Source organism: Globicatella sanguinis (assembly GCF_002847845.2).
GTDB classification, from domain to species: Bacteria; Bacillota; Bacilli; order Lactobacillales; family Aerococcaceae; genus Globicatella; species Globicatella sanguinis.
The window spans coordinates 1,868,513-1,893,097 of sequence record NZ_CP126962.1 but is presented as its reverse complement, the minus strand read 5'-3'; the positions used below and the strand labels follow the sequence as shown (position 1 = coordinate 1,893,097).

General features: G+C 36.8%; 18 protein-coding genes. 2 read left to right on the top strand and 16 right to left on the bottom strand.

Features of this window, described 5'->3' with window-relative positions; genetic code table 11:
• Positions 1-3 precede the first annotated feature (3 nt).
• The 13 genes from infC to CYJ72_RS08400 form a co-directional block, all read right to left on the bottom strand.
• Positions 4-537: a translation initiation factor IF-3 gene (gene infC, locus CYJ72_RS08460; protein ID WP_066124247.1), complete on the bottom strand. Its 534-nt coding sequence runs from the start codon at positions 535-537 to the stop codon at positions 4-6.
• 266 nt (positions 538-803) lie between these two features.
• A complete protein-coding gene (locus tag CYJ72_RS08455; RefSeq protein WP_284629310.1) occupies positions 804-1,790 on the bottom strand; it encodes an IS30 family transposase in 987 nt (328 codons plus the stop codon).
• Positions 1,791-1,820: 30 nt separating this feature from the next.
• Positions 1,821-2,009, bottom strand: coding sequence for a hypothetical protein (locus CYJ72_RS08450; protein WP_101813266.1), 189 nt, complete (start codon positions 2,007-2,009; stop codon positions 1,821-1,823).
• A 444-nt stretch (positions 2,010-2,453) separates the two neighbouring features.
• Positions 2,454-4,130: a formate--tetrahydrofolate ligase gene (locus tag CYJ72_RS08445; protein WP_284629307.1), complete on the bottom strand. Its 1,677-nt coding sequence runs from the start codon at positions 4,128-4,130 to the stop codon at positions 2,454-2,456.
• Positions 4,131-4,150: 20 nt separating this feature from the next.
• Positions 4,151-5,398 (bottom strand): phosphoribosylamine--glycine ligase, encoded by a 1,248-nt coding sequence (purD, locus tag CYJ72_RS08440; RefSeq protein WP_284629305.1) that lies wholly within the window; start codon positions 5,396-5,398, stop codon positions 4,151-4,153.
• A gap of 10 nt (positions 5,399-5,408) precedes the next feature.
• Positions 5,409-6,923, bottom strand: coding sequence for a bifunctional phosphoribosylaminoimidazolecarboxamide formyltransferase/IMP cyclohydrolase (gene purH / locus CYJ72_RS08435; protein ID WP_284630891.1), 1,515 nt, complete (start codon positions 6,921-6,923; stop codon positions 5,409-5,411).
• A complete protein-coding gene (purN, locus tag CYJ72_RS08430) occupies positions 6,908-7,486 on the bottom strand; it encodes a phosphoribosylglycinamide formyltransferase (RefSeq protein ID WP_284629303.1) in 579 nt (192 codons plus the stop codon). Before purN ends, purH begins: the two co-directional genes overlap by 16 nt.
• Positions 7,483-8,541 carry a phosphoribosylformylglycinamidine cyclo-ligase gene (purM, locus tag CYJ72_RS08425; RefSeq protein WP_284629302.1) on the bottom strand — a complete coding sequence of 353 codons (1,059 nt, stop codon included), beginning with the start codon at positions 8,539-8,541 and terminating at the stop codon, positions 7,483-7,485. Before purM ends, purN begins: the two co-directional genes overlap by 4 nt.
• The gene (locus CYJ72_RS08420) at positions 8,510-9,754 is read right to left on the bottom strand and encodes an amidophosphoribosyltransferase (protein ID WP_284629301.1); all 1,245 of its coding nucleotides are present in this window, start codon (positions 9,752-9,754) and stop codon (positions 8,510-8,512) included. Before CYJ72_RS08420 ends, purM begins: the two co-directional genes overlap by 32 nt.
• 11 nt (positions 9,755-9,765) lie before the next feature.
• Positions 9,766-10,236: a 5-(carboxyamino)imidazole ribonucleotide mutase gene (gene purE / locus CYJ72_RS08415; protein WP_101813866.1), complete on the bottom strand. Its 471-nt coding sequence runs from the start codon at positions 10,234-10,236 to the stop codon at positions 9,766-9,768.
• Between the two features lie 28 nt (positions 10,237-10,264).
• Positions 10,265-13,897 (bottom strand): phosphoribosylformylglycinamidine synthase, encoded by a 3,633-nt coding sequence (locus tag CYJ72_RS08410; protein WP_284629299.1) that lies wholly within the window; start codon positions 13,895-13,897, stop codon positions 10,265-10,267.
• A gap of 14 nt (positions 13,898-13,911) precedes the next feature.
• Positions 13,912-14,589, bottom strand: coding sequence for a phosphoribosylaminoimidazolesuccinocarboxamide synthase (locus CYJ72_RS08405; RefSeq protein WP_101813864.1), 678 nt, complete (start codon positions 14,587-14,589; stop codon positions 13,912-13,914).
• Between the two features lie 644 nt (positions 14,590-15,233).
• The gene (locus tag CYJ72_RS08400) at positions 15,234-16,391 is read right to left on the bottom strand and encodes an O-antigen ligase family protein (RefSeq protein WP_101813863.1); all 1,158 of its coding nucleotides are present in this window, start codon (positions 16,389-16,391) and stop codon (positions 15,234-15,236) included.
• 182 nt (positions 16,392-16,573) lie between these two features.
• Here CYJ72_RS08400 and CYJ72_RS08395 point away from each other — a divergent pair, with 182 nt between their 5' ends.
• Complete coding sequence (locus CYJ72_RS08395) at positions 16,574-17,812, top strand: IS256 family transposase (RefSeq protein WP_066127251.1); 1,239 nt, start codon at positions 16,574-16,576, stop codon at positions 17,810-17,812.
• Between the two features lie 291 nt (positions 17,813-18,103).
• Positions 18,104-19,321 (top strand): D-alanyl-D-alanine carboxypeptidase family protein, encoded by a 1,218-nt coding sequence (locus CYJ72_RS08390; RefSeq protein ID WP_257876977.1) that lies wholly within the window; start codon positions 18,104-18,106, stop codon positions 19,319-19,321.
• Between the two features lie 336 nt (positions 19,322-19,657).
• Here the strand turns inward: CYJ72_RS08390 and CYJ72_RS08385 are convergent, their stop codons facing one another.
• The 3 genes from CYJ72_RS08385 to CYJ72_RS08375 form a co-directional block, all read right to left on the bottom strand.
• Positions 19,658-20,086 carry a pyridoxamine 5'-phosphate oxidase family protein gene (locus tag CYJ72_RS08385; RefSeq protein WP_101813861.1) on the bottom strand — a complete coding sequence of 143 codons (429 nt, stop codon included), beginning with the start codon at positions 20,084-20,086 and terminating at the stop codon, positions 19,658-19,660.
• 78 nt (positions 20,087-20,164) lie between these two features.
• Positions 20,165-21,829 carry a DUF6020 family protein gene (locus tag CYJ72_RS08380; protein WP_284629292.1) on the bottom strand — a complete coding sequence of 555 codons (1,665 nt, stop codon included), beginning with the start codon at positions 21,827-21,829 and terminating at the stop codon, positions 20,165-20,167.
• Positions 21,830-22,113: 284 nt separating this feature from the next.
• Positions 22,114-24,315 carry a helix-turn-helix domain-containing protein gene (locus tag CYJ72_RS08375; protein ID WP_066126936.1) on the bottom strand — a complete coding sequence of 734 codons (2,202 nt, stop codon included), beginning with the start codon at positions 24,313-24,315 and terminating at the stop codon, positions 22,114-22,116.
• Positions 24,316-24,585: the final 270 nt, after the last annotated feature.

The window sequence follows — 24,585 nt, the reverse complement described above, 5'->3', positions numbered from 1 at the left end:
CTATTATTCTGCTGATTTTACTGGTGAAAGCATAATAAACATGCTTCGACCATCCATTTTAGGTTGAGATTCAACAACAGCAAATTCTTTTGTATCTTCAATAAAATCTTCTAAAACTTCACGACCTAAATCTTTATGCGTAATGGCACGTCCTCTAAAACGAATACTCGCTTTTACTTTATCACCATTACCTAAGAATTTAATCGCTTGACGTAATTTAGTATTATAGTCGTGGTCTTCGATAGAAGGACTCAAACGAACTTCTTTAACTGTAATTGTCTTTTGATTTTTACGTTGTTCTTTTTCGTTCTTTTGCATTTCGTATCGATACTTACCGTAATCCATAATTCTGGCAACAGGTGGCTGTGCAGATGGTGATACTAATACTAAGTCAAGACCGAATGTTTCAGCAATTGTCAATGCATCATCTAATGATTTTACTCCGATTTGTTCGCCATTGTCTCCAATTACGCGTAACTCATTAGCTCGGATTTCTTCGTTAATTGGTAATTCTTTAACGATAATTTCCACCTCCATAATAGTTTGAGCGGCAAGTAGGATCCGTCATACAATAAAAAAGCAAGTTTACATAATAAACTTGCCGCAATAATAGACGTACAATGAATAACCATTGAAGTCTTCTTATTTGCCACACACCTACTAGTGTTGGCGAGAAACGGCAGTTTCTACTTGTTTTTCTCAACTTTTATATAGTACCATAAATATTTTACTTGCGCAACCCCTAAACGTTGATTATTTTTACTTCGATCTTTCCTAATCAACCGGCAAATTTCAAGTTTAAATTAGCCAGCGTACATCATCTCAAATGGTGATTTGTAGTTGAACATTCTTTTCGGATAATGATTAATCCAGTTTTCGATTTTCTTTACTTCTAATTCCGTTACATCTGTGGTTCCTTTAGGTAAAAATCGCCTTATTAGTCGATTGTGGTTTTCGTTTGTTCCCCGTTCATATGAACAATAGGGATGGGCATAATAAATATGCTCATAAGGAAAGACTTCATGCAGTCTAAAAAATTCAACACCATTATCCGCAGTAATTGATTTAATCGCATATTCATTAAGTATATCTAATAAAGCATTATTGACGGATGCAGCTTGTTTATTCGGAATCAATCGAATAATTTGATGGCGAGTCCGACGATCGGTTAATACGAGTAAACATTTATTGGTCTTGCGCGTTAGAATCACGGTGTCAATTTCATAATGACCGTACTCACCCCGTTGATTAATGATTTCCGGACGAATTTCGATGGATTGTCCTTTCACTCTAAATTGCGAGTTGGTATTCTTACGTTTTTTCTTTGATTTACGCGGATAAAGTAAGTCATTCGATGTTAATCCTAAATGTCCGTTATGAATCCAATAGTAAATCGTTGAAACGAGAACATTTACAAGATTAGAATGAACGATCATTTCTGGTGAATATTTCATTTCGGTCAGAAAATGAACGAGTGTTTCTTTGGTTTCCTTATCAAGTGACACTTTTCGGCCACACTTGTCGCGCTGTTTTAAATACTGAGAATGAGCATACTCAGCAGAATAAATCTTTTTGAAGCGACCTTTTCTCACTTGTTGAAGCACAAGCCCTCTTTTGATTTCATTATGAATCGTTTGAGGGGCTTTATCTAGAAGTAGAAGACGCGCAATTTCACGATTAGACTTACCACTACGGTGCCAACGCTCAATATTATGACGATCGTCCAAGGTTAAATGTTTATTTCGGGTCTTGCTTTCTGTTGAAAATGAATTATAATAATGATTACACATCTTAAAACATCCTTTATTCTGGTTTTGTCACTACAATAATAACGTTTTGAGATGTTTTTTTCTATACTTTTTTCTATACCGTAGCACTTGACTGAATCGTCGAATCGGGTGCGGGGTCACTCCCCGACCTTTTTGCACTTCGCTTAAATTTTCGGTCGAGTCATTTAGCTTACCCGATTCTCCCATTAAGTAAAGTGCTACTGTTATATTGATAGCCATCAAATAGTCCCCCTCCCAACCGCAACTAGCAGCTTTATTTTCAATCAAAAAAATGGGAGAATTCATAATTTAAGTGGCTAATTTAATTTTAGAACTTTCGTTTCCTAATCAACCTTCGATAGCTTTATTTTGATTAAATACTTCTGTACAACATCAGTCAAACGCACTTTTCTTATTATAACCAATATAGAAAATGGTTGTCCACTCCTAGTTATAAAATTAAAATTGCACAGTATCTGACAAAGAGCCACCCTTTACAATCCGACTTCGTTCTCTTTATATTGATACTGTGCAACGAAAACTTAATCCATATATCCTATTCAATAGCGTCATAACGGTATAATAAAAAAATTGATACCATATAAAGATGGACTAAAGCATACAAATGATAGTTTTCAAGGAAGCTACCTTAACATCATGCATGATTGATTTATCTTTCCATAATTAAGACAATCCGATAATTGTGCCTTCCTCGGTAATATCCATATGGTTGGCAGCAGGTACTTTAGGTAAACCAGGCATGGTCATAATATCGCCCGTTAATGCTACAATAAAGCCGGCACCTGCATACACTTTTAAGTGACGAACGGTTACTTCAAAATCAGTTGGCGCTCCTAATAATTTTGGATTATCAGTAAATGAATATTGTGTTTTCGCCATACAAATAGGCAATTTGTCGAAACCTAAGGTCGTTAATCGACGAGCTTGACGACGTGCTTGTGGGGTTAACTTCACTTGGCGTCCACCATAAATCTTTTGCACGATTGCTTGCAATTTTTCTTCAATCGTATCCTCTAATTGATAAACATATTGCAATTTGGATTCTTTTTCGGCAGCAACAACCACTTTTTCTGCTAGCTCCATGTTTCCTTTACCGCCATTAGCCCAACCATCTGATAAAGCTACTTCGACTTCCAATTCGTGACACACTTGCTGCACTACCGCAAATTCAGCCTCCGTGTCGGTAGCAAATTTATTAATCGCCACCACAACTGGTTTGCCAAATTGTTCATTTACATTTTGTACGTGACGACGTAAGTTGGCCACACCCTTTTCAAGTGCTGTCACGTTTTCTTTAGATAAATCTTCGCGTTTAACACCTCCATGCATTTTCAACGCACGGATAGTCGCCACCACGACGACGGCATCAGGTTCAATTTCGCCAAGGCGACATTTAATGTCCATAAATTTTTCTGCGCCTAAATCTGCACCAAATCCTGCTTCAGTAACGGTGTAATCAGCTAATTTCATTGCTGCCTTCGTAGCAATGATTGAATTACAACCATGCGCAATATTGGCAAAAGGTCCTCCGTGAATAAAGGCGGGTGTGCCTTCTAAGGTTTGTACTAAATTAGGATTAATGGCATCTTTCATTAAAATAGCTAGCGCACCTGTTATTTGAAGGTCTGCTACGGTAACAGGTTCACCACTATTATTATAAGCCACAATAATTCGGCCTAATTTGGACTTTAAGTCGGTCATATTTTCCGCTAAACATAAAATGGACATAATTTCTGAAGCCACGGTAATATCAAAGCCATCTTCATGAGGAAATCCATCTGATTTTTTGCCTAATCCTGAAACAATATAACGGAGTTGGCGATCATTCATATCAACGACGCGTTTCCAAGTAATGGAACGAACATCAATATCTAATTCATTACCATGATTAATATGATTATCTAAAGCAGCCGCCACTAAATTATTGGTCGCAGAGATGGCATGAAAGTCTCCTGTAAAATGAAGATTGATATCTTCCATGGGAATAACTTGCGAGTACCCTCCGCCAGCAGCGCCACCTTTCATCCCAAAGACTGGGCCTAAAGAAGGTTCACGTAAAGCAACCATTGCATTCTTACCAATCTGTCTAAGTCCATCGGCTAATCCAACTGAAACGGTTGTTTTTCCCTCACCGGCCGGCGTTGGCGAAATAGCTGTCACTAAAATCAGTTTACCGTTTTGACGTTCGTCTAAATCAGCTATTTTGTTAACTAAAACCTTCGCTTTATCATGACCATAGGGGGATAACTCGGTTGGTTGAATACCTAATTTATCCGCAATGGCTTGGATTGGTAATGGTTGGATGCTATGCGCAATTTCAATATCAGTTAAATGTGACAAAAATTCTTACTCTCCTTCTCTTATTGGCCGATATCTTGACGATAACTTAAATTTGAACTTTTAATTTGTTTAACCAACTCATAGGCTCTTTCTCTAGCTATTGTTCGACTACTTCCCAAGCCCACCGCAGTTAACACTCGTCCGCCGACATTTACAATGGTATCTTCTATTTTTCCGGTTCCATTATGAAATAATAGTTGATCCGAAGCTATTGATGGCGGTAATTCAATCGGATGGTTTTTCTCAAACGTTTGTGGATAGCCTTTTGAATGAAGCACCACCCCAACTGAATGTTGGCTAGACCACTGAAGGTCATGCTCATTTAAATTATTTGCAAGGGCCTTTTGAATTAATTCAACTAAATCCGATTCAAGTCTTGGTAAAAGAACTTGCGTTTCAGGATCGCCAAAACGAACATTAAATTCCAAGACTTTGGGTTGATGATGTTCAACCATTAATCCAACAAATAAAACCCCTGTGAAATCAAAGCCTTCTGACTCTAATCCATATTCAATTTGTGCTAAAATAGTTTGAATCCGTTGATGCAAATCAGTGGAAAGACTATTAGCTGGAGAATAGCCACCTAAACCGCCGGTATTAAGTCCTTGGTCACCTTCTTCGGCTTTTTTATAATCATGGGCCATTTCTAATGGAAATAATTTATTATGGGAAACCAAACATAAGAGTGATATTTCCTCACCCGTTAAATATTCTTCAATCACCACTTGATGACCTGCTGCACCAAATTGGTGATGATTCATCATCGAGTCAAGCGTCTCTTTTACTTCTTCTCTTGTCTGAGCAATCACTACCCCTTTTCCTAGTGCTAAACCGTCTGCTTTTAAAACGATTGGCAAAGATAACGATTCAGTCACACGGATTCCTTCTTCATAAGAGGTTACCGTTTCATAGGTAGCAGTTGGAATTTGATGGCGGACTAAAAACTGTTTGGTGAAATCTTTTGAGCCTTCAAACTGAGCACAACGACGATTCGGTCCAAAGATAACGAGCCCTGCAGCTTCAAAAGCATCAACCACCCCTAGACATAGTGGTTCCTCGGGACCGACTATGGTCAGGTCTATCGCTCTCTCTTGAGCAAAAGCCACTAAAGCCGGAATATCTGTAGGTTCTATTTCAACTTGAGTCGCAATTGAGGCGATACCGGCATTTCCTTTAGCTACGAAAACTTCTGTAACTTGTGGAGACTGAGCTACTTTCCAAGCTAATGCATGTTCACGCCCTCCATTACCAATAATCAATATTTTCACAGGTCGCCTCCTAATGTTTGAAATGACGCATGCCAGTAAAGATAACCGAGATGTCTTGTTGATTAGCGGCTTCAATCACTTCCGAGTCTTTAACTGAACCACCCGGTTGAATAATCACTTTAATGCCATAATCGACTAATGTATCAATAGTATCTTTGAAGAAGAAGGCATCTGAGGCTACAACAGCCCCTTCTAATGGAAATTCTGAGCGTTCAAGCGATTTTTCTAAAGCCCAAACGCGCTTCACTTCACCATGTCCTAAGCCATAGGTTTGGCCATTTTTAGCTACTACCATCGCATTAGAAGCAATATGTTTGCACACTTTCCATGCAAATATTAAATCTTGCTTTTCTGCTTCGTTAATTGCACGTTCAGTCATTAACTCCCATTTTTCAAAGAGCTCACGGTCAGTCTCTTGTAATAATAAACCATCGACTGTTTCTTTAAATTGTAAATGATTGGGTTGAATAGCTACTAAAGTCGGGATTTCTAACAAACGAATATTTTTCTTCGCTTGCAATACAGCTAAGGCTTCTTCAGTAAATTGAGGGGCTGCGACAATTTCTAAAAAGGTTTTACTCAATAATTTTGCCGTTTCTAAATCAACCGGACGGTTAAGGCCGATAATACCGCCAAAAATAGAGTTCGGATCACAGTCATATGCCTTTTGGTATGCTTCTGCTAATGTTTCGCCAATCGCAACACCACAGGGATTCGCGTGTTTAACTGCTACAGCAGTTGGTTCTTCAAATTCTAATAATAAATCCAAACAAGCTTTTAAATCATTTAAATTATTATAGGATAATTCTTTGCCATGTAATTGTTTAAAATGATATTTCTTTTGACTGCTTGAATAATAAGCCGCTTGTTGATGTGGATTTTCACCATAACGTAATGATTGTGGCGCCTTATAAGCTAAGGTTAAATAGTCAGGGAAAGCTACTTTATTAGTACGATTAAAGTAAGCAGCTATTTGCGCATCATAGTATGCTGTCAAATTAAACGCTTTTCCAGCTAACGACTGACGCTCCGCTAAACTTAAGCTTCCTTTTTCTTGTAAACTATTTAATACCCAATCATAATCGGCTTGTTCCACGATGATGGTGACATCTTGAAAGTTTTTAGCAGCCGCACGAATCATCGACGGCCCCCCCACATCAATTTTTTCGATAATATCGCTATGAGTCACATCTGCTTGAGCGACTGTCTCTTCAAATGGGTATAAACTATTCACGACCATATCAATACTTTGAATATCATGTTCTGCTAAGGTTTGGCGGTGTTCTTCATTATCTCGTTTAAATAAGATCCCTCCATGAATAGCTGGGTGGAGTGTTTTTACTCTTCCGCCTAACATATCTGGATAAGAGGTAACATCTTCAACGGGAGTGACGGCAATCCCAGCCTCTTCTAAACATTTTTGAGTACCTCCGGTCGATAATATTTCCCAACCAAGGTCAACTAAACCTTGAGTGAACTCGACAATACCTGTTTTATCATATACTGAAATTAATGCACGCACGATGAATTTCCTCCTATTAAGTCTTTAATACTTTCAATTAAAATATGATGTTCGATTTCTAATACACGTTGTTGTAAGCTTTCAGGGGTATCTTCTGGCAATACATGAACCACTTCTTGACGAATGATAGGTCCCTCATCTAACTCTGCGTTAACTAAATGGGTAGTCGCACCCGTTATTTTCACCCCACGTTTAATCACCGCTTCATGAACTTTTAAACCATAAAATCCTTTACCGCTAAATGCCGGAATTAAAGAAGGATGAATATTTAAAATTTGAGTTGGATAGGCCGCTAATAGTTCTGGCCCTATTTTTCTTAAATAACCTGCTAATATTACGTAATCTACTTGGGCTGATTGTAAGGCAGAGGTTATATCACCCTCTAAGCGGCTGGTCAGGGTCTTAATCCCAGCCAAGCGCGCTCTTTCCAAACCATAAGCTGTAGCATCTGATGAAATGACGATGGCTATTTCCACGTCTAACACTTGCTGATGACAAGCATCAATGATTGCTTGAAGATTACTGCCTCCCCCTGAAATTAATACACCTAACTTTATCTTTCTCATGATAAACGTACACCTGTAAAGTCATCGCTAATTGTCCCTAAAACAAAGGCCTGACTATCAACAGTCGCTAGACAATTAAGTGCTGTCTCTACGGCTGCTGGAGCGACGACCACTACTAGTCCAACGCCCATGTTAAAGGTGCCATACATTTCATCACGATCGATTTGTCCCCATTCTTGTAATAATTTAAAAATGGCTTGTTCAGGAATCGCTTGGGTATCGATTGTAATCCCTAGATTATCGGGAAGGATGCGAGGTAGATTTTCTTCTAAACCGCCACCAGTTATATGGGCAATCCCTTTAACCTCAACACAATCGAATAAGGCGGCCACTTCTTTTGCGTAAATACGTGTGGGCACTAATAATATTTCGCCAACCGTTTGATCTAAACCAGGAATATTATCTTCATAGCTGATATTAGCTTTTTCTAAGATTGCTCGTACCAATGAAAATCCATTAGAATGGACCCCTGATGAAGCTAATCCAATCGCCACATCCCCTGGTTTTATATTGGCACCTGTGATTATTTTTTCTTCATCTACCAGACCGACGACAAATCCTGCTAAGTCATATTCATCTTCTGAATACATTCCGGGCATTTCTGCCGTTTCGCCACCAATTAATGCTGCTCCGGCTTGTTGACAACCATTAACCACACCTTCGACAATGGCTGCCATCTTTTCGGGAACCAATTTCCCGGTTGCAATATAATCTAAGAAGAATAATGGTTTTGCACCTTGACATAAAATGTCATTGACACACATTGCCACACAATCAATACCAATTGTATGGTGAATATTTAAGGTTTGCGCAATCATCAACTTGGTGCCTACCCCATCAGTACCTGAGACTAACACCGGTTTTTTTATCCCCATTAAATCAGGTTTGAAAACACCAGAAAAACCTCCTAAATTGGTTAGTACTTCCGGACCATGTGTTTTTTTAACCATATCTTTCATTAATGCAACTTGCTCATAACCGGCTGCTTTATTGACGCCAGCTGTTTTATAATCTAACCCCACATTATGCCTCCGTTCTTTCAAAGTAGTCGCCATACATTTGTTGACGTCCTATCGCTTTGTATAAACCATTTAGCGATAAGAAAGCTAATGAATCACAGCCAATGATGGCTTTCATTTCTTCAATATTATGTTCATAAGCAATTAATTCGTCATTATCAGGAATATCTACCGTTAAATTATTCGAGCTAACAATTTGCGGTGCCGCGATTCTGACATGTACTTTATTAGCTCCTTTTTCTTTTAAATTCTTTACAATTCGTTTAATAGTAGTGCCTCGAACAATTGAATCGTCAATTAATATAATGTCACGATTCATAATGTTGCCACGAATCGGCGTTAACTTAATCTGAATGCCACGTTCGCGTTCGACTTGCGTTTCTTCGATAAATGTACGGCCGACATAGCGATTACGGACAAACCCCTCTTGGAAAGGAATGCCGGATTCTTTGGCATAACCTAAAGCAGCAATCACGCCAGAATCCGGAGCACCAATCACAATATCAGCTTCAACTGGTGCCTCTAAGCTCAACATTTTTCCTAAACGGTAACGCGCATCATAAACTGAAATATTATCAATTACCGAATCTGGACGAGCGGTATAAATAAATTCAAATGCACAAATATTAGACGTTTCATTTGAAAGGTAATAAGATGTTTGCCCATTTGCGGTATGAATAAAAATCTCACCCGGTTGCAAGTCGCGAACAAAACGTGCACCAATCGACTCAATGGCACATGATTCAGTCGCAACAATCGTCGCTTGTGAATCATAACCGATACATAAAGGTTTAATGCCCATAATATCACGGTAAGCAATCATCTTATCGTCATTGAGATAAATGAAACTAAACGCACCATCAAGACCTAATAAATAGTTTTTTAAGTCAGCCTCATCGCTTTCCAGATAATCCCATAAATCATCAAAACTAAACTCTTTATTGTTTACCACACCATCAAAAACCATGACTGCTCCATTTCTTTGGATAGGCATAGCTGGTGTGTTGTCATAACGGAATTTATATTTTACAAAGCCAACCCCTTTTGAGCCTTTCAAATCGTCATTTTTTCCACGGGCAAAGCTCCGTTTAATCAAGCCAGGGCCAACACAAAGATCTACTTGCCCGTCATGAACAGTCGCAATACCAGATGACTGTTGACCACGGTGTTGTAAGGCATAAATACCAAAATAAATGGAAGTAAAAACATCTTTGGGTTCTGTTGAAAAGTATCCAAATAATCCACTCATGATAGATCCTCTTACAGGTCGGTAATATCATCAGCCATCTTGATAACGTTTTGTGTCATTTGTTGTTTATGGGCTAATAATTTTTCGGCAATAGCTTTATCATGGACGGCTAAAATTTGGGCCGCTAAAATCGCAGCATTTGCGCCACCATCAATCGCAACCGTTGCCACTGGAACACCCGAAGGCATTTGAACAGTTGATAATAATGCATCAAGTCCGTCAAGTGTGGACGATTTAACCGGAATACCAATTACTGGTTTAATAGTAGCGCCTGCTAAGACACCAGCTAAATGGGCTGCTTTTCCCGCCATCGCAATATAAACATCCGCTTCATCACGTGCCACTTCTTCAAGTAATAAATCTAAGGCACGATGAGCCGAAATCACTAATACTTTGTAAGGTAAACCAAATTCCTTCAATTGTTCAACGACTTTTTGAGCAATTCCTTTATCGGAGGAAGATCCCATAATAATTGTTATCATTTTTATATCCTTTCTATATTTAAAGTTTTTAATTAAAATATTGACGCGCTGACTGAATAAAGGGTGGTAATGACGCTATTTCAATATTGACATATAAATCTTGGCCCATTCTTTCAGGATTTGAGACTGAAGCAAATACCAACCCATCTGGACTAGTCATCGCGTCCACTGCCGGTGCATTATGATATTCATTGAACACCGATAATACTTGCCCATTAGTCAATAATTCGTCTGCTTTATTCCCTAAATCAATGCGTCCCCATGCGGTGGCTACTGCAGTTGAGAATAGCGGTGACGTCACTTTGTTCACCCATGCTGACTGATTAGATACTAAAGTACTCGGAATAATGTCCGCTATAAATTTCCCATATGGATTTTGTTTGACTTGAATTTGTGTTCCTTTTTGGAAACGACCGAATTCAATTAAACCAGAACGGATTAAACTAGCCCCTGCAGAACCAGCTCCGTAAATTAAACCTTTAGCTTCAAGATGTTGGGTTATCGCTTGTTGTACAACTTCATCTTGAAGGAATAAATCCCAGGCAAGCCCCACTTCACTCGGTTCATTGGCAAAGACATAACCAGAAGCAAATGCAAGCACTTGAAAATCTTTTAATTTGGCTGCCAATGCCGCAACAGATTGTTGATAAACCTCATGATTTGACGTTTGAATAATATGAAACCCTGTCTCAAAACCTGCCGCTTCAAAGGCATCACGTAAATCATACTCTGTATTCGCACCTAAAGTTACCGCAATTAAAACACGCGGTTGGCTATTTTCAACTTGTTCACTATACGTTCGATTTACTGACGCGGGTATTATTTGCATTGGTTTTTCAATCAAATCATACACTGAAGCTAACACTTGTTTATTCGCTTGGTGAATATCAGCAATCTTAAGATGAACATCCGCTAAACTCATCATCTCAACTTGTGTCTGACCAATTACTTGATAGGTTAAGCCTTCTAAATCTGTTAAATCTTCTACTTCAACTACGAAAGACCCCATCATCGCTTCGGTTAAACGATGGGCAATGGTTTCATTTAATTGGATTCCAATTTGATTGCCATATGCCATATTCAATAATTCTGACAATAATCCTTTCACGCCGACGGTTGAGACAGCGACTAATTTTCCTTCAGCCGCTAACTGATGTAATTTTTCAAGTGTTGTTTTAAAGTTATTTAAATCTAAAGTACCATCTTCCTGAATAACTGATTCAACTAAAACAACAGGATGATGCGGTTTTTTAAAGGCACGCGATAAGACTTGTTTAATGGATCCAGTCGTGACAGCAAAACTCACTAGAGTTGGTGGTACCGTTAATTCTTTGAACGTTCCTGACATTGAATCTTTTCCACCGATAGCTGCTAGTCCTAAAGCTGACATCACTTCATTCGCTCCTAACAATGCTAATACTGGTTTGCCCCAAGCTTTTGGATCGTTACCTAAAGATTCAAAATATTCTTGAAATGATAAACGGGCTTTTCGGTAGTCAAATCCCATCGCAACTAAGCGGGCAATTGATTCAACTACCGCATAATAACCGCCATGGAAAGGTGAACGTTCTGCTAAATAAGGATGGTAGCCGTATGCCATTGCTGATGTCGTTTGAGTTGCCCCTTTATTAACGGGTAGACGGGATATCATCCCTAATTCTTTCGTTGCACGGAACTTACCACCATATGGATAAAGCACCGTTCCACGACCGATTGAGGCATCAAATTGTTCATCCATTGCTTGTTGATTAGCTTCAGCTAAAGTTTGTACAAAGGTCATCACATTTTCTTTTGTAAATTCAAAATTAGCTTTATCAAAAGGCTTTTGAGTTGGATTAACTAAAAGAGCAGCTGCCACCTTTTCGGCACCATTCGTATTTAGAAATTCGCGACTTAAATCGACAATTTTTTGACCTTGCCAGTGCATGACCATGCGTTTTGAAGAGGTTACTTCCGCAATAATCGTTGCTTCAACATCTTCATCTGTACAATAATGCATAAATGTGTCGACATCCTCTTTTGATACGACGACAGCCATGCGTTCTTGCGATTCTGATAGTGCAATCTCACCGCCATGCATCCCCGGATATTTTGTGGGAAATTTGTCTAAATCAATCATAAGACCATCGGCTAATTCTCCCACCGCAACGGATACCCCTCCAGCACCAAAATCGTTACAACGTTTTATTAATCTTACCGCATCCCCATTTCTAAAGAGACGGCCAATTTTACGTTCGATTGATGCATTTCCTTTTTGGACTTCCGCACCTGCTGTTTCAAGTGACGTTTCTGTTTGAATTTTTGATGAGCCAACGGCAGCTCCTAATCCATCACGTCCGGTACGCCCACCTAATAACACAACATAATCACTCGCTTGTGGTTCTTCTCTAACGACATTCTCTCTTGGCGCTGCTGAAATGAGTGCACCCAATTCCATACGTTTCGCTTCAAAACCAGGATGATAGATTTCCTCATTAAAAGACGCGGTTACTCCATATTGATTAGCGTAATCTGCATAGCCCTCAAGCGCCATTTTAGAAATAAAACGTTGAGGTAATTTGTCTTGACGAACGTCTTCCCACGGTTGATTAGGATCCATTCCACCACCCAAACGCATCGCTTGGTAAACCCAAGAACGACCTGATAATGGGTCTCTGACTCCACCGCCAATACAAGTTGAGGCTCCCCCAAATGGTTCAATTTCCGTTGGATGGTTATGCGTCTCATTTTTAAAGTATAGTAGCCAATCTTCTTCTGTTCCTTCAACATCTACTTTTATTTCTAAAGCACATGCATTGATTTCAGCTGAAATTTCGACATCCTCTAATTGATGGTTCGCCTTTAAATATTTTGCTTGAATAGTGGCTAAGTCCATTAAAGTAATCGGACGATCACTACGTTGTATTTGTTGACGTTTTTGCAGATAATCAGCTAATGCTACTTCGAATAGTGGCGCATATTCTCCTTCTTCGATTTCAATATCATTTAAATGGGTATTAAAAGTCGTATGGCGACAATGATCTGACCAATAAGTATCAATAACTTTTAATTCAGTTAAATTTGGTTCACGTTCTTCTTTCTGGAAATAGGATTGACATAATTTCAAGTCATCAAAATCCATGGCAAATTGTGTACCAAATCTTTTTAAAGCTTCGTCATCCATTGTTAAAAATCCATTAATCGGTGCCAAATCCGTCATTGCTGATGTTTGAATGACCGGATTAGCTGCATCGAAAGCGACTTCTACTTTTTCAACAGGATTCAAATAATATTGCTTGAAAGCTTCAAATTGATGGTCCGAAATATTTTCAATCATAATCAATTCAGAATGATGAACGCATCCATGCTCAAAACCTAAGACTTGACGCATCATCCGTTCGATCATCTCTTCCTTTTCATTGTATTGTCCTGTTACTTGACGACATCTAAATGCATGTTCAGTCAATAAACCATCGACATTTTGATGGATAACACGATGTGAGGTTGATAATACTCGTTCTTTAACCGCTTCTAATTCAGCTTGACTTAAATTTTCGAAATCAAAGATGTCAAAATGACGAATAACAAATTCATGTTTCCATCCTAAAAACTCATGAGCTTCTTTAACTAAGCGTTCAACTTTTCCTAACTGACCTTGGATGGCTTCTGTCATTACGCGCATATTATTATCTCCTCTTATAAATAATGAACGATATCTAATGGGTCAACGTATTCAGTTCCTTTATAAACACGCATATTTCCACCCGATACTTCATCAATCAATACAATTTCATCACTACCAGCTAAACGTCCAAACTCTAATTTAATGTCATAAAGCGATAGTCCTTTAGTCGCTAAATCCTCTTTAATAACCGTTGAAATGTTACGAGTCAATTGCTTAATCGTTTCGTATTCATCTTCATTTAAAATTCCCAAAATTACTAATGCATCTTTATTAATAAGCGGATCTTCACGATCATCATCTTTAAGAGTAAATTCAACATACCCTTCAAGAGGCATGCCCGCTTCAGCATATAATCCATAGCGTCGAATAAATGAACCCACCGCTACAAATCGACAAATAACTTCCAATCCTTTACCGAAAACTGTTGCTTGTTTTATTTCCATTGTATTCTCATCAATATTAGCCTCAACGAAATGTGTTGGAATTCCTTTTGCTTCAAGGAGTTCAAAGAAATATTTAGAAACTGTTACATTGGCTTTTCCTGAACCTTCAACCGTTAAACCAACCTGATTGGCACCTGGATCAAATTGGCCATCTTTACCAGTCATATCATCTTTAAAGTGAAAATAGGTTTTACCTCGTTCGTCTTGCAATAAATCTTTCGTTTTACCTTGATAAATATTTTCCATTCCATTTGCTCCTTTACTTTTTATCTGCTCCGACTAACTATAAGAATAAAAAAATGATGAGAAATAAAACTGACACAGACTCCTTGTTAGATTAACTTTCGTGTTTTTTGAATGTTATCTAATAGAGTCACGATTCTCATCTCATCTATGCTTTTATTATAAACAAATATTATAAAAAATGGACGTAAAAACTTATTGTTTTTTCATTTCAACTGATTAACGTTCGTGTTTCGGATGGAAGATAGTCTTTTGAGGCGGTATCATCTTATGTTCAAACTTTTTACTAATCCACAAATAAAAAAAGCGAGCAAGAAGTAGAAAACCACCGATTTTCGCTTCACCTGCTCGTCCAGTCATAATTTTGGGAGTGAACCAGAAGTAGAAAATTGAATGATTTTCGCTTCGTCTGTTCACCCCCGCACAGTTGAGTAGGTCTCAAACAAGTCATTAAGACGCAGTTCGAGACCACTCAACCACTGCGCTTTGAATTAAATAGAAATGCTTGAGCAGAATTTAAAAAGTTTTTGCCCAGCCTCCCTCGATCGCCGTTTGATGACACTCAATTATGACGCCATTAAATAAAAAAATGAGACTAGGAAGAAACCATTTAAGTATCTTCCCAATCTCATCGACTATTTTTAATTTTATTTCGTTTGATAATCAAATGCTTCAATCGGTGAGGATGCAATTAAAAGAAAGACATATCCCGTTTGAAGCCATACAATCGATACGTCCATTAAACCATGAACCAAAACCAATACTCCCATCGCCATTAATAAGGCTAAATCTTTCTTCTTAGATGGTTCTCTTAATTGTTCTATTAAAGTACGAACAAAAGGCGTTAAGGCATTTACAAAAATTAATAAGCCGAAAATTCCGTAATTAGCTAAAAAGTCTATCAATATTTGATGCGAATGCATGTCTGCTTCATTCGTTACTAAATAATAGAAATTTATATATGCTAAAGGACCTCTTCCAGTTAGTGGTCGCGTCTTAAATATTGCCCATCCATTAGACCAAATCATAAAGCGATCTTCGAAACCGTAAGCTAGTGACTCAAAACGTGGGAAAATACTCGGGTTTATAATAATCACCACTAAACCCACCATACCTAGCGTTAAAAAAGCTATTGCTATACGGCGATAATTAAACCACAATATCACAAAAGCACCAATTAAAACCGTTGGAATCAACATTCTAGATGCAGTTAAAATAACTGAAATACTATTTAAGGATAAAATTAATAAAACGAGAGCATATTCCCATTTGTTTTTGGCAATAGTAAACCAATAAATAGTAATCACCATCGCCATTACGATATAGAGCCCGAAATAGTTAGCATTAAAGAAGAAAGACTCGGCTCTAAATTGAGGACTTGCATCAGTTATTATATAAGTCCAAGGTAATGAACGCTCTTGAATAAATTTAACATAAGTACTTATTGCATGTATACTTATCAGGCCACTCTCAATACTCAAAATCTTCATTAATAAGACAAACAAATCACGCTTTATGATTTGACGATAAACCCAAAAGAATAATGCAAATAATAAAAAACCTAGTGGAAGTAGAGCACCTAAAAAATTATAATTCAATAATGCAACCACTTCTGCATATACAAAAAAAACCAACCAGGGTGATAATGTCTTTAAAATTTCTATTAAACTATCGCGTTTTTGATACATTAAAATCATCAAAATTATGAATATTATCGGACCGCTAATGAAAAATGGCAGTACAATACTCATAGTTGCATAAATTAAGAGACGTTCTGGTAAAGTATATCGGGTCAGTAATTTCATAGTAACACCTCCAGAAGCACAATGTTTAAAATTATATATACATTATATAATACTAGCATAATCATGACTATTAATTCATAGCGTAAAATATCTTGTGTAACCTCGGAGTCTCCCTGGAAAAAGAGACCTCTTTTTTGTAAGATTGTAATAACAACAAAACAATCACAAACAGGAGGTCCCTCATGAAAGATTTTAACACAAAATTAATCACAGCACTAGCACAAGGTGAATCGGTTCATGAAATATTTCGTCAAGCTTTAGAAGAAGCTATTAACCTACTCCTTGAAAGCGAAAGAACGGTTTTTCTTAATTATGAGAAATGGGAAGTGAAAGGCTACAATACCGGCAATTCAAGAAATGGTTATTATTCCAGAACATTAACGACAGAATACGGTAAGCTACAGCTCAAAATACCAAGAGATCGATTAGGTCTGTTTGATATTAAAACGATTCAATGTCTTCAACAAGCCCCTAATCACTTAGAAGAGATGATCATTTTAATGTATCAAAAAGGTGTGACAACACGCGATATCTCAGACCTCATTGAAAAAATGTATGGTCACCACTATTCGCCAACGACTATCTCTCATCTTTCTAAAACATTTGAAGAAGAATTAGCTGCTTACCGACAACGCCCTATTAAGCAAGACTATGTTTGTCTATATTGCGATGCCACCTTTATCCCGGTAAGACGTGGGAGTGTGTCTAAAGAAGCTGTCCATACCATTATTGGAATTGATGCTCAAGGCTATAAAGAAATACTCGATTTTCAAGTCTATCCGACAGAGTCCTCCTTGCACTATCGTGAAATGCTACAAGACCTAAAACAAAGAGGGCTCGAAAATGTGTTTCTCTTTGTGTCAGACGAATTAACAGGCTTAGCGGAAGCGTTAACCAATGAGTTTCCAATGGCCCTTCATCAAACCTGTTGGACTCATCTGCTGAGACATTTCGCCATGAAAGTACGGGTGAAAGATCGTCAAGAAGTATTAGAAGGGCTAAAAAAAGTCCCTAAAGCTGGTAGTATCGTAGAAGCCACGCGCTTACTTAATGAATTTATTCAGACTTGGAAAGGGACTTATCCAAAATTGGTAGAACAATTAAGACGAAAAAAGAACCTTTTCTCGTTCATGCATTTTCCCAAAGAGATATGGCCATCACTTTATACAAACAATCTATCCGAGGCCTTTAATAAGCAATTGAAGAAGCGAACGAAAATTAAAGAACAATTTCCACATGAGGCGTCCCTAGAAAAGACAGTCTATTGTTATGTCATAGAATATAATGCCAAGTTCGCAAATCGTATTCATAAAGGCTTTGGGAAGGTTGCATTTGAACTTCAACTGCTGATAGATCTCAAAAGGCCGGTTAATGAATTCAACTTAAGAAGAGAAACAGAAAAATCCTCAAGTATCATGTGAGGCTTAACTAGCGCCCTTCGGTTGCTGGCCTTGCCTTTTAGATGAATTATCTTATTGAGAGGAAGTACAAGTTCACTGGTCGTTATGATAATTCATCTAAAAGGCAAGGTGAAATTCAATAAATAGTTATTAATTATATTACAATCTTAATATGCAGGTTACACAAAATATTTGACACTACCTATTAATTGTGAAGTTTTTTTGAAAAATTAGAATTTTTTCTAACTTTATGCCACATTTTGTCTTTTATTTGCTATAATTATTAGGGACTATTACTAAGGAGGATTTATTTTGAATTTAACATCCAAATTTTCTAAATATCTACTAACATTTTTAACATTATCCATGATTAGCGGACCGATTGGCGTTTCTGCACAAGTATCAAAAACCCCAATCTTAAGCGGCGATGTACCCGTTATTGAAGAGACTGACCCCTATGTATTACCCGAGGATTATCCTCAAGACATCTTAGACTGGTACGCCTCTAATATTGACGCTCGTTCTTACGTGGTAATGGATGGTGAAACAAATCGTGTATTAGCTGAACAAAAAGCCAATACGCGTTATCCAATCGCTTCTATGTCAAAAGTTGCGTCAATATATTTAGTCTACCAAGCTATTAAAGACGGAAAATTGAAAATGGATGACAAAATTGAAATCCCTCAAGCAATTGAAGATAATATGTCATTTAATCCTGAAATGTCAGCCATGGGATTATATGGTGGGGTTGAGTATACCGTGAAAGACTTAATTTACGGTGTTATGTTATTATCAGGTAACGACGCAACATCTGCTTTAATGTGGCACTTATATGGTTCAGAACAAGAGGGTGTTAAAGCGATTCGCGAATTATTAACGTCTTGGGGCATGACCAACTTTGAATTTTATACTGTTTCTGGTATTCCAAATCAATATATCCCAGAAGATTGGTGGATTGAAGGTTCAGTTGCCGAAAATGAAAATCAAATGACTGCTTCTGATGTGGCATTGATGGCACAACATATTGTACAAGACTTCCCTGAAATTTTGGAAGTGACTAGCGCGGATAGTTATGTCGCACAAGAAGGAACAGAATATGAAGTTGTCATGTCAAATCCTAATCAATTATTACCAGGTGGCGCATATGAACGAGCAGAAATCACTGGCTTAAAATCTGGTATGACTGATGCAGCAGGTAAAAACTTTGTCGCTACTGGTAAAGAAAACGGTCGTGAAATCTATGTCGTTGTGATGGGATTATTTGATACCGCAGAAATGGTGATGAGTACTTATTGGGAAGTTGAAATTTTACTAGATAAATTAGCAGAATATCCCGAGCTATATAAAAATGAAGGTTTGCCTGTTAATCAACACGAAAAACCTGTAGAAGAAGAAACTACCGTTGATGGTGAAACCGCTCAAAGCGATGAAATCGAATCGTTGATTAAAGAACACGGTATTCCAAATGAAAACCGTCGTGATAATCCGATTACAAACTTTATGAAAGATATTTTTAATTTCTTTAAATAAAACCATATAGTTAAAGCTCCTCAAGCAACTTGAGGAGCTTTTATTTATATCAAAAGAGTGAGCTCAGAGGCTGGGCAAAAACTTTAAAAATTTGTTTGGTCTCAGCTATTTAGTTTATCGCGCAAGGGGTGAGTAGTCTCAACTGTGTGGAGGGTGAACAAGCGAAGCGAAAATCATTCGATTTTCCACTTCTGCTCCACTCCCTTTAGACCCACTCTCATTCTAATATTAAGCAAGAACAAAATATTCCTGTCATAACATCACTTTATGTTACTTAGACATTATCTAGTCATCGTTTAGTCTTATTCAAGAGTTTTTAGTTAATCGCTAAATCCGTTATTTACCAATGGTAAAGGTGTATTTATGCCCTTGTGTTAAACTTTGATAAAATCCATCTGCCTCATACATTTGAAAGACTTGCACGGCTGCAACATCATTCTCATTAGGATAAACATGTTTAACGAAAGGATTATCTTTTAAAACTTCTTCTAAGCCTTCTCGACCAATTTCTTTTACTTTCCCTTCGATACGAATCACTTGAATTAAATAATCATCTTGTTTCAACGCCGTAATCGCAACATTTTGATTTCCTTGTAATTGCTTATAAAAATTAGTCTTCGGACTCGTCATAAAGAAAATTCCTTGTTCATTGGCTACCCCCACATTAATATAACGGGCATGTGGTTTGCCTTCAGCATCTACTGATGAGAATACTGCCGCTTTAATATCATTTTGTAAAATCGCTAAAATATCTTCTACTTGCATCAGATGCACCCCTATCTATATATTACATTAATTTAATTATACCACATTTCATATAAAAGCGATATCATTATGAAGAAATCAATATTTTGTTGATACCACTTTAAAAATAATGGCTAGCATCATCGAAGTGATAACGGGCGCTAAAATATAACGAATATTATACGCGGGCATCGCCAAACATAATGTCCCCAAATGAAGTAAAGAAGGCAATAAAATCAATAAATATGTCCACCTTTTAGCAAATATTACTGAAAAGGAGCATGCAAATAAAACTAGAATACTAACTGATGCCACACTCGTAATAAAAGGCTTATGAACACCATCATGCGGAGCTTGCTGATAAGATAACTCAACAATCAAATTTCGTAGTGGATCTACTGCAAAATCATAATGCTGTAAATAAGGATCATAATACACTTTCGGTGAATTGATTATATAATGAAACATTTGAGTCCCTGGCAAACCATGCTCCCACCCATTCACATCCCATAATGGTCGTATTTGCTGTAATTCTGCTCTTAAGTAGAGTAGCGGATATTGTTGACCAATGGTTAACCAGTTCTTTAACAACTCCTTTTGATGGGTGTTAATAAATTCTTTATTAAAGTCCTGGTGAAATTTGACTGGATCAATCATAACAGGGGTATATTTTTCTTGCCAAGTTGCTCGTGGTAAAATTTGATCTAAAAACTCATTTTGTTTTTCCGTTAATGGTTTTCCTGCATCAACCACTGCACCGATATGCTGTAATACCATACTATATTTCTCACTCGGTGAACCTGGTACAATAGCATATCGTTGATTTAATAATGTGTGATACCCCATAAAAATTAAAGCTATTAAGACCATTATTATGGCTACATCTTTCCATTTATCAAAAGAAAACAATAACCATATCACTAAAAATGCGATGCCTACATAAAACCCATTATGCCGACCTAATAGCACCACATTAAAGTTAAAGGCAAATATAATCTTCGAGCTCCAATGTTGCAACCAAGTTGGTTCAATAAAATAAATCCTTACTAAAAATAAGGTGACTAAAACTAAAGAAAGATTATACAAATTATCCTTATATAGAGTAACCATATTTGATAGTAACAAAGTCGTGAATAGAATGGTAAACACTACTAATAAAATATAAGACCTTTTAAGTTGAAGATCCAATAATTGCTTGCTAAAATAAGTCAGGACCATGATGGAGCCCACCACTTGCATCAAGGTATACACGACTGGCGTTCCGATTAATTTATAAGAGAGTTTCATCAATAAGGTGGTCAAGACCGGATGCCAATCCGATAAGGGAATACCTCCCATTGCTTGTCCCCATTGAGAATAGGAATCAATATACATATTTCCTGGGCTAAAAGCAAGCAGTAGCGGAAAATAGAAAATGAGTAATACCAGGACCATCATGATTAAAAACTGAGTCTTTTGCCACTTACTAAGCATTCTTTCTGTGTGATACAGCATATTTTTAGCAGTCAAAGCTGTAATGATTTTAAATAATGAAAAATAGAAGTCCGCTCTCAAAACTGCCAGTACCATTTCATAACCCAATTGCTTCGGTGGATTCATATAAAAAGAAAAAACATTCAGTAGAATAAAACACACCATCCATCCTAAATCTTTCCGATTAAACCTTATTTCAACGTCCTTTGTGACTGCAATAAAGCCGATGATTAAGACTAAATGCCAGATACTTAGATGGTTGAGCCCAAACATTAGTATTGTACTGACCAATATCACTCCTCTTATCAACAATCCTTTCACATACATACTCCCTTTCATTTTATATCTCACTCATTATACACTAGAAAAATAATGAAAATACAGACTCTCTCTTAATAATTTATGGCTGGTTTCAAAATAAAATTATGCTTTCACCTCTTAACCTTATGCTCAACTAACGATTTAATATTTATAACAAACTCAATGAGGTAGTAAAACGTTTATCTTTGATAATGATAAAAAAATAAACAGCCTTCCTGTTCGACTAAAAACAAAAAGGCTATTCAATATAAATATTATTCAAATAATTTTTCTCCAAAAAGATCAAATAAATGATAGGCTAATAATAAATTAAACTGATGTTTATTATCATCCAACTCTATTTCTAAAATCTCTTTAATTTTTTCTAAGCGATAATTCATGGTTGAACGGTGTAAAAACAGTTCGTCTGCACTCGCTTTGATACTACAATGGTTATTTAAATAGACTCTTAAGGTTTCAAATAAATCCATACTACTATCAACCGAAGCATCCCAAAGCTTACCTAATTGGGATTTAACAAATAGTTTTGTTTCATCAATTTGATTTAATTCGTTAAGAATCACATAAGACCCTAACTCATCGTAGCTTGCAAAATTTGGTTCATGTCCTGTTCTTTGGATAACATTTAAAACATGTTTCGCTTTGTCATAACGATCACGGTAATCTTTCAATTCTAATACCTGCCCGCCAATGCCAATCCATAACCCTATTTTTGGATTCACAGCTTTTCGAATCGTCTTAAAGAGTTTTTGCCAATAAATACCTGGTTCTTCACCCTGTCTAGCTTTCAACAGCACAATTCTTCCTTTATAAATAGCAGTTACTAATTTAGAATCGAATTTTGATAAATGATAAATCAACTCATTCATCACCGTATTACGCGCAATTCGTCTCACCACTAAATCATCCGAATGTGGTACAACATCTTCAATTGCTAATAAGGCTACATCATAGGAACCATCAATATCAAAGTTGAAATACGAAGCATAAGTAATGATTTGATTCAATTCTTCATGAGGTTTTCCAGAAAACAATGTCCCAACGAAACTATTTTTCAACTGATTTAAAGCATCGCGTTCAATTTTATATTTCATGAAGAAGGTTGCATAAATATTTAATGCCATTGAAATAGCCAAATTAAACGTTTCTTTATTCAAATTAACCTTATTTTCAGAATAAGCAATAAATCCCAATGCCTCACGGTCACCTTCAATTCGTCTAAAAACCATTTCTGTATCTTGAACTGAGATTCTAAATTCACTAGCTAAATGAACATGTTTTAACTTATAATTCTTAATTTCCTTCATTAAAATATCGCGTTCTAAACTAGAGTCTTTTTGTAAATATTTAGAATAAGGATTTAAAAATTGATCAAAAACAATAATATCCCGTTCGACAAATTCACCTAATAGTTGATTCATCTTATCAATATCCGTTTGCTCTAACGAACTTTTAATTAAATTATTTTGTAAATTAAACAATTCCTCTAATTCTTGACGACGTATTTTTTCTTGGCGTCTCAATGACAAGTTTTCATACATTGCACTAAAATAATTCGCATAAGTTTGCAGCAACTCAAAATCTTTTCCAGAAAAAATTTGTTCGGCTGGTTTTTCGCATACCATCGCGCCAACCATTTGTTCATTGATAACTAATGGTATCGTGATTTGCGAATAACCAATTTGTTCCACTCTCGGTAAATAATCTTTTAATAAATTACCTTTACTAAGTGGGATATAATCATCTAACGTGACATAACCAAAAGTGGGTTTTTGTAGTAATAAAGCTTCATGTGCTTGATCGAGTAAGTAAACACCTGTGTAATGAGATCGCGATTCACGACCGGATAATGTCACCACTTTCTCTAGCAGATCTTCAATTGAATTTTGCATCATCAGTTGATGAGAGGCTTGTGCAAAATACAATATTTGACGTTGGCTCGACTCATTACGTTGAATCATTTTCATCGCAATTGCTGCATAAGCACCTAATTCTTTAAATAATTCACGCATTTCGTTAAAAAAGGGACGCGTATCATAATAGCCTACAATAATTATCCCTAAGTCTGAATGATCCTCCGCTATCGGAACTGTAAACCATGAATCAATACCACTCTTTTTAAAATATTGAATTAAAACAGAATCAGGGTCCAAATAATTATCATCGGATTTAATACTTCTTTCATACAATATCGGATTGACTTTATCTGTGGGATAAGGAAAAATCTTTTCAATGTCGATATCTCCTGCTAAATAATGGAGTCTTAAGTAGCCATTTAAATTTAAACCTATCCCAACAAAGTCACATTTAAGTAATTCTTTAAAACTCTCTCCTAGAACGGTCATAATTTCATCTCTAGAATTTATTTTTAATAATTTACGGGAAGCTTGCTTCATATGTTCTTCTATATGACGAATAAACTCTTCTCGTGATTGTTTAGTTTCTAAATTAGTCATTTTATTTTGACCTCACTTATATATTCTCTCTTTAGTATAACACGAAACACTCTATATAAAAGCACTTTCAAACACATTTAACTGCTTATATTAGAATAACAACTTCTCAAGGGATTGAGGCTAGTGGGAGTGGGCAAGGAGAGAAAATTAAATAATTTTCGCTTCGTCAGCCTACCCCCGCACAGTTGGGAGTAGACCAGAAGTAGAAAATCGAATTATTTTCGCTTCGTCTGCCTACCCCCGCACAGGTGAGTAGGCCTCAAACAATGT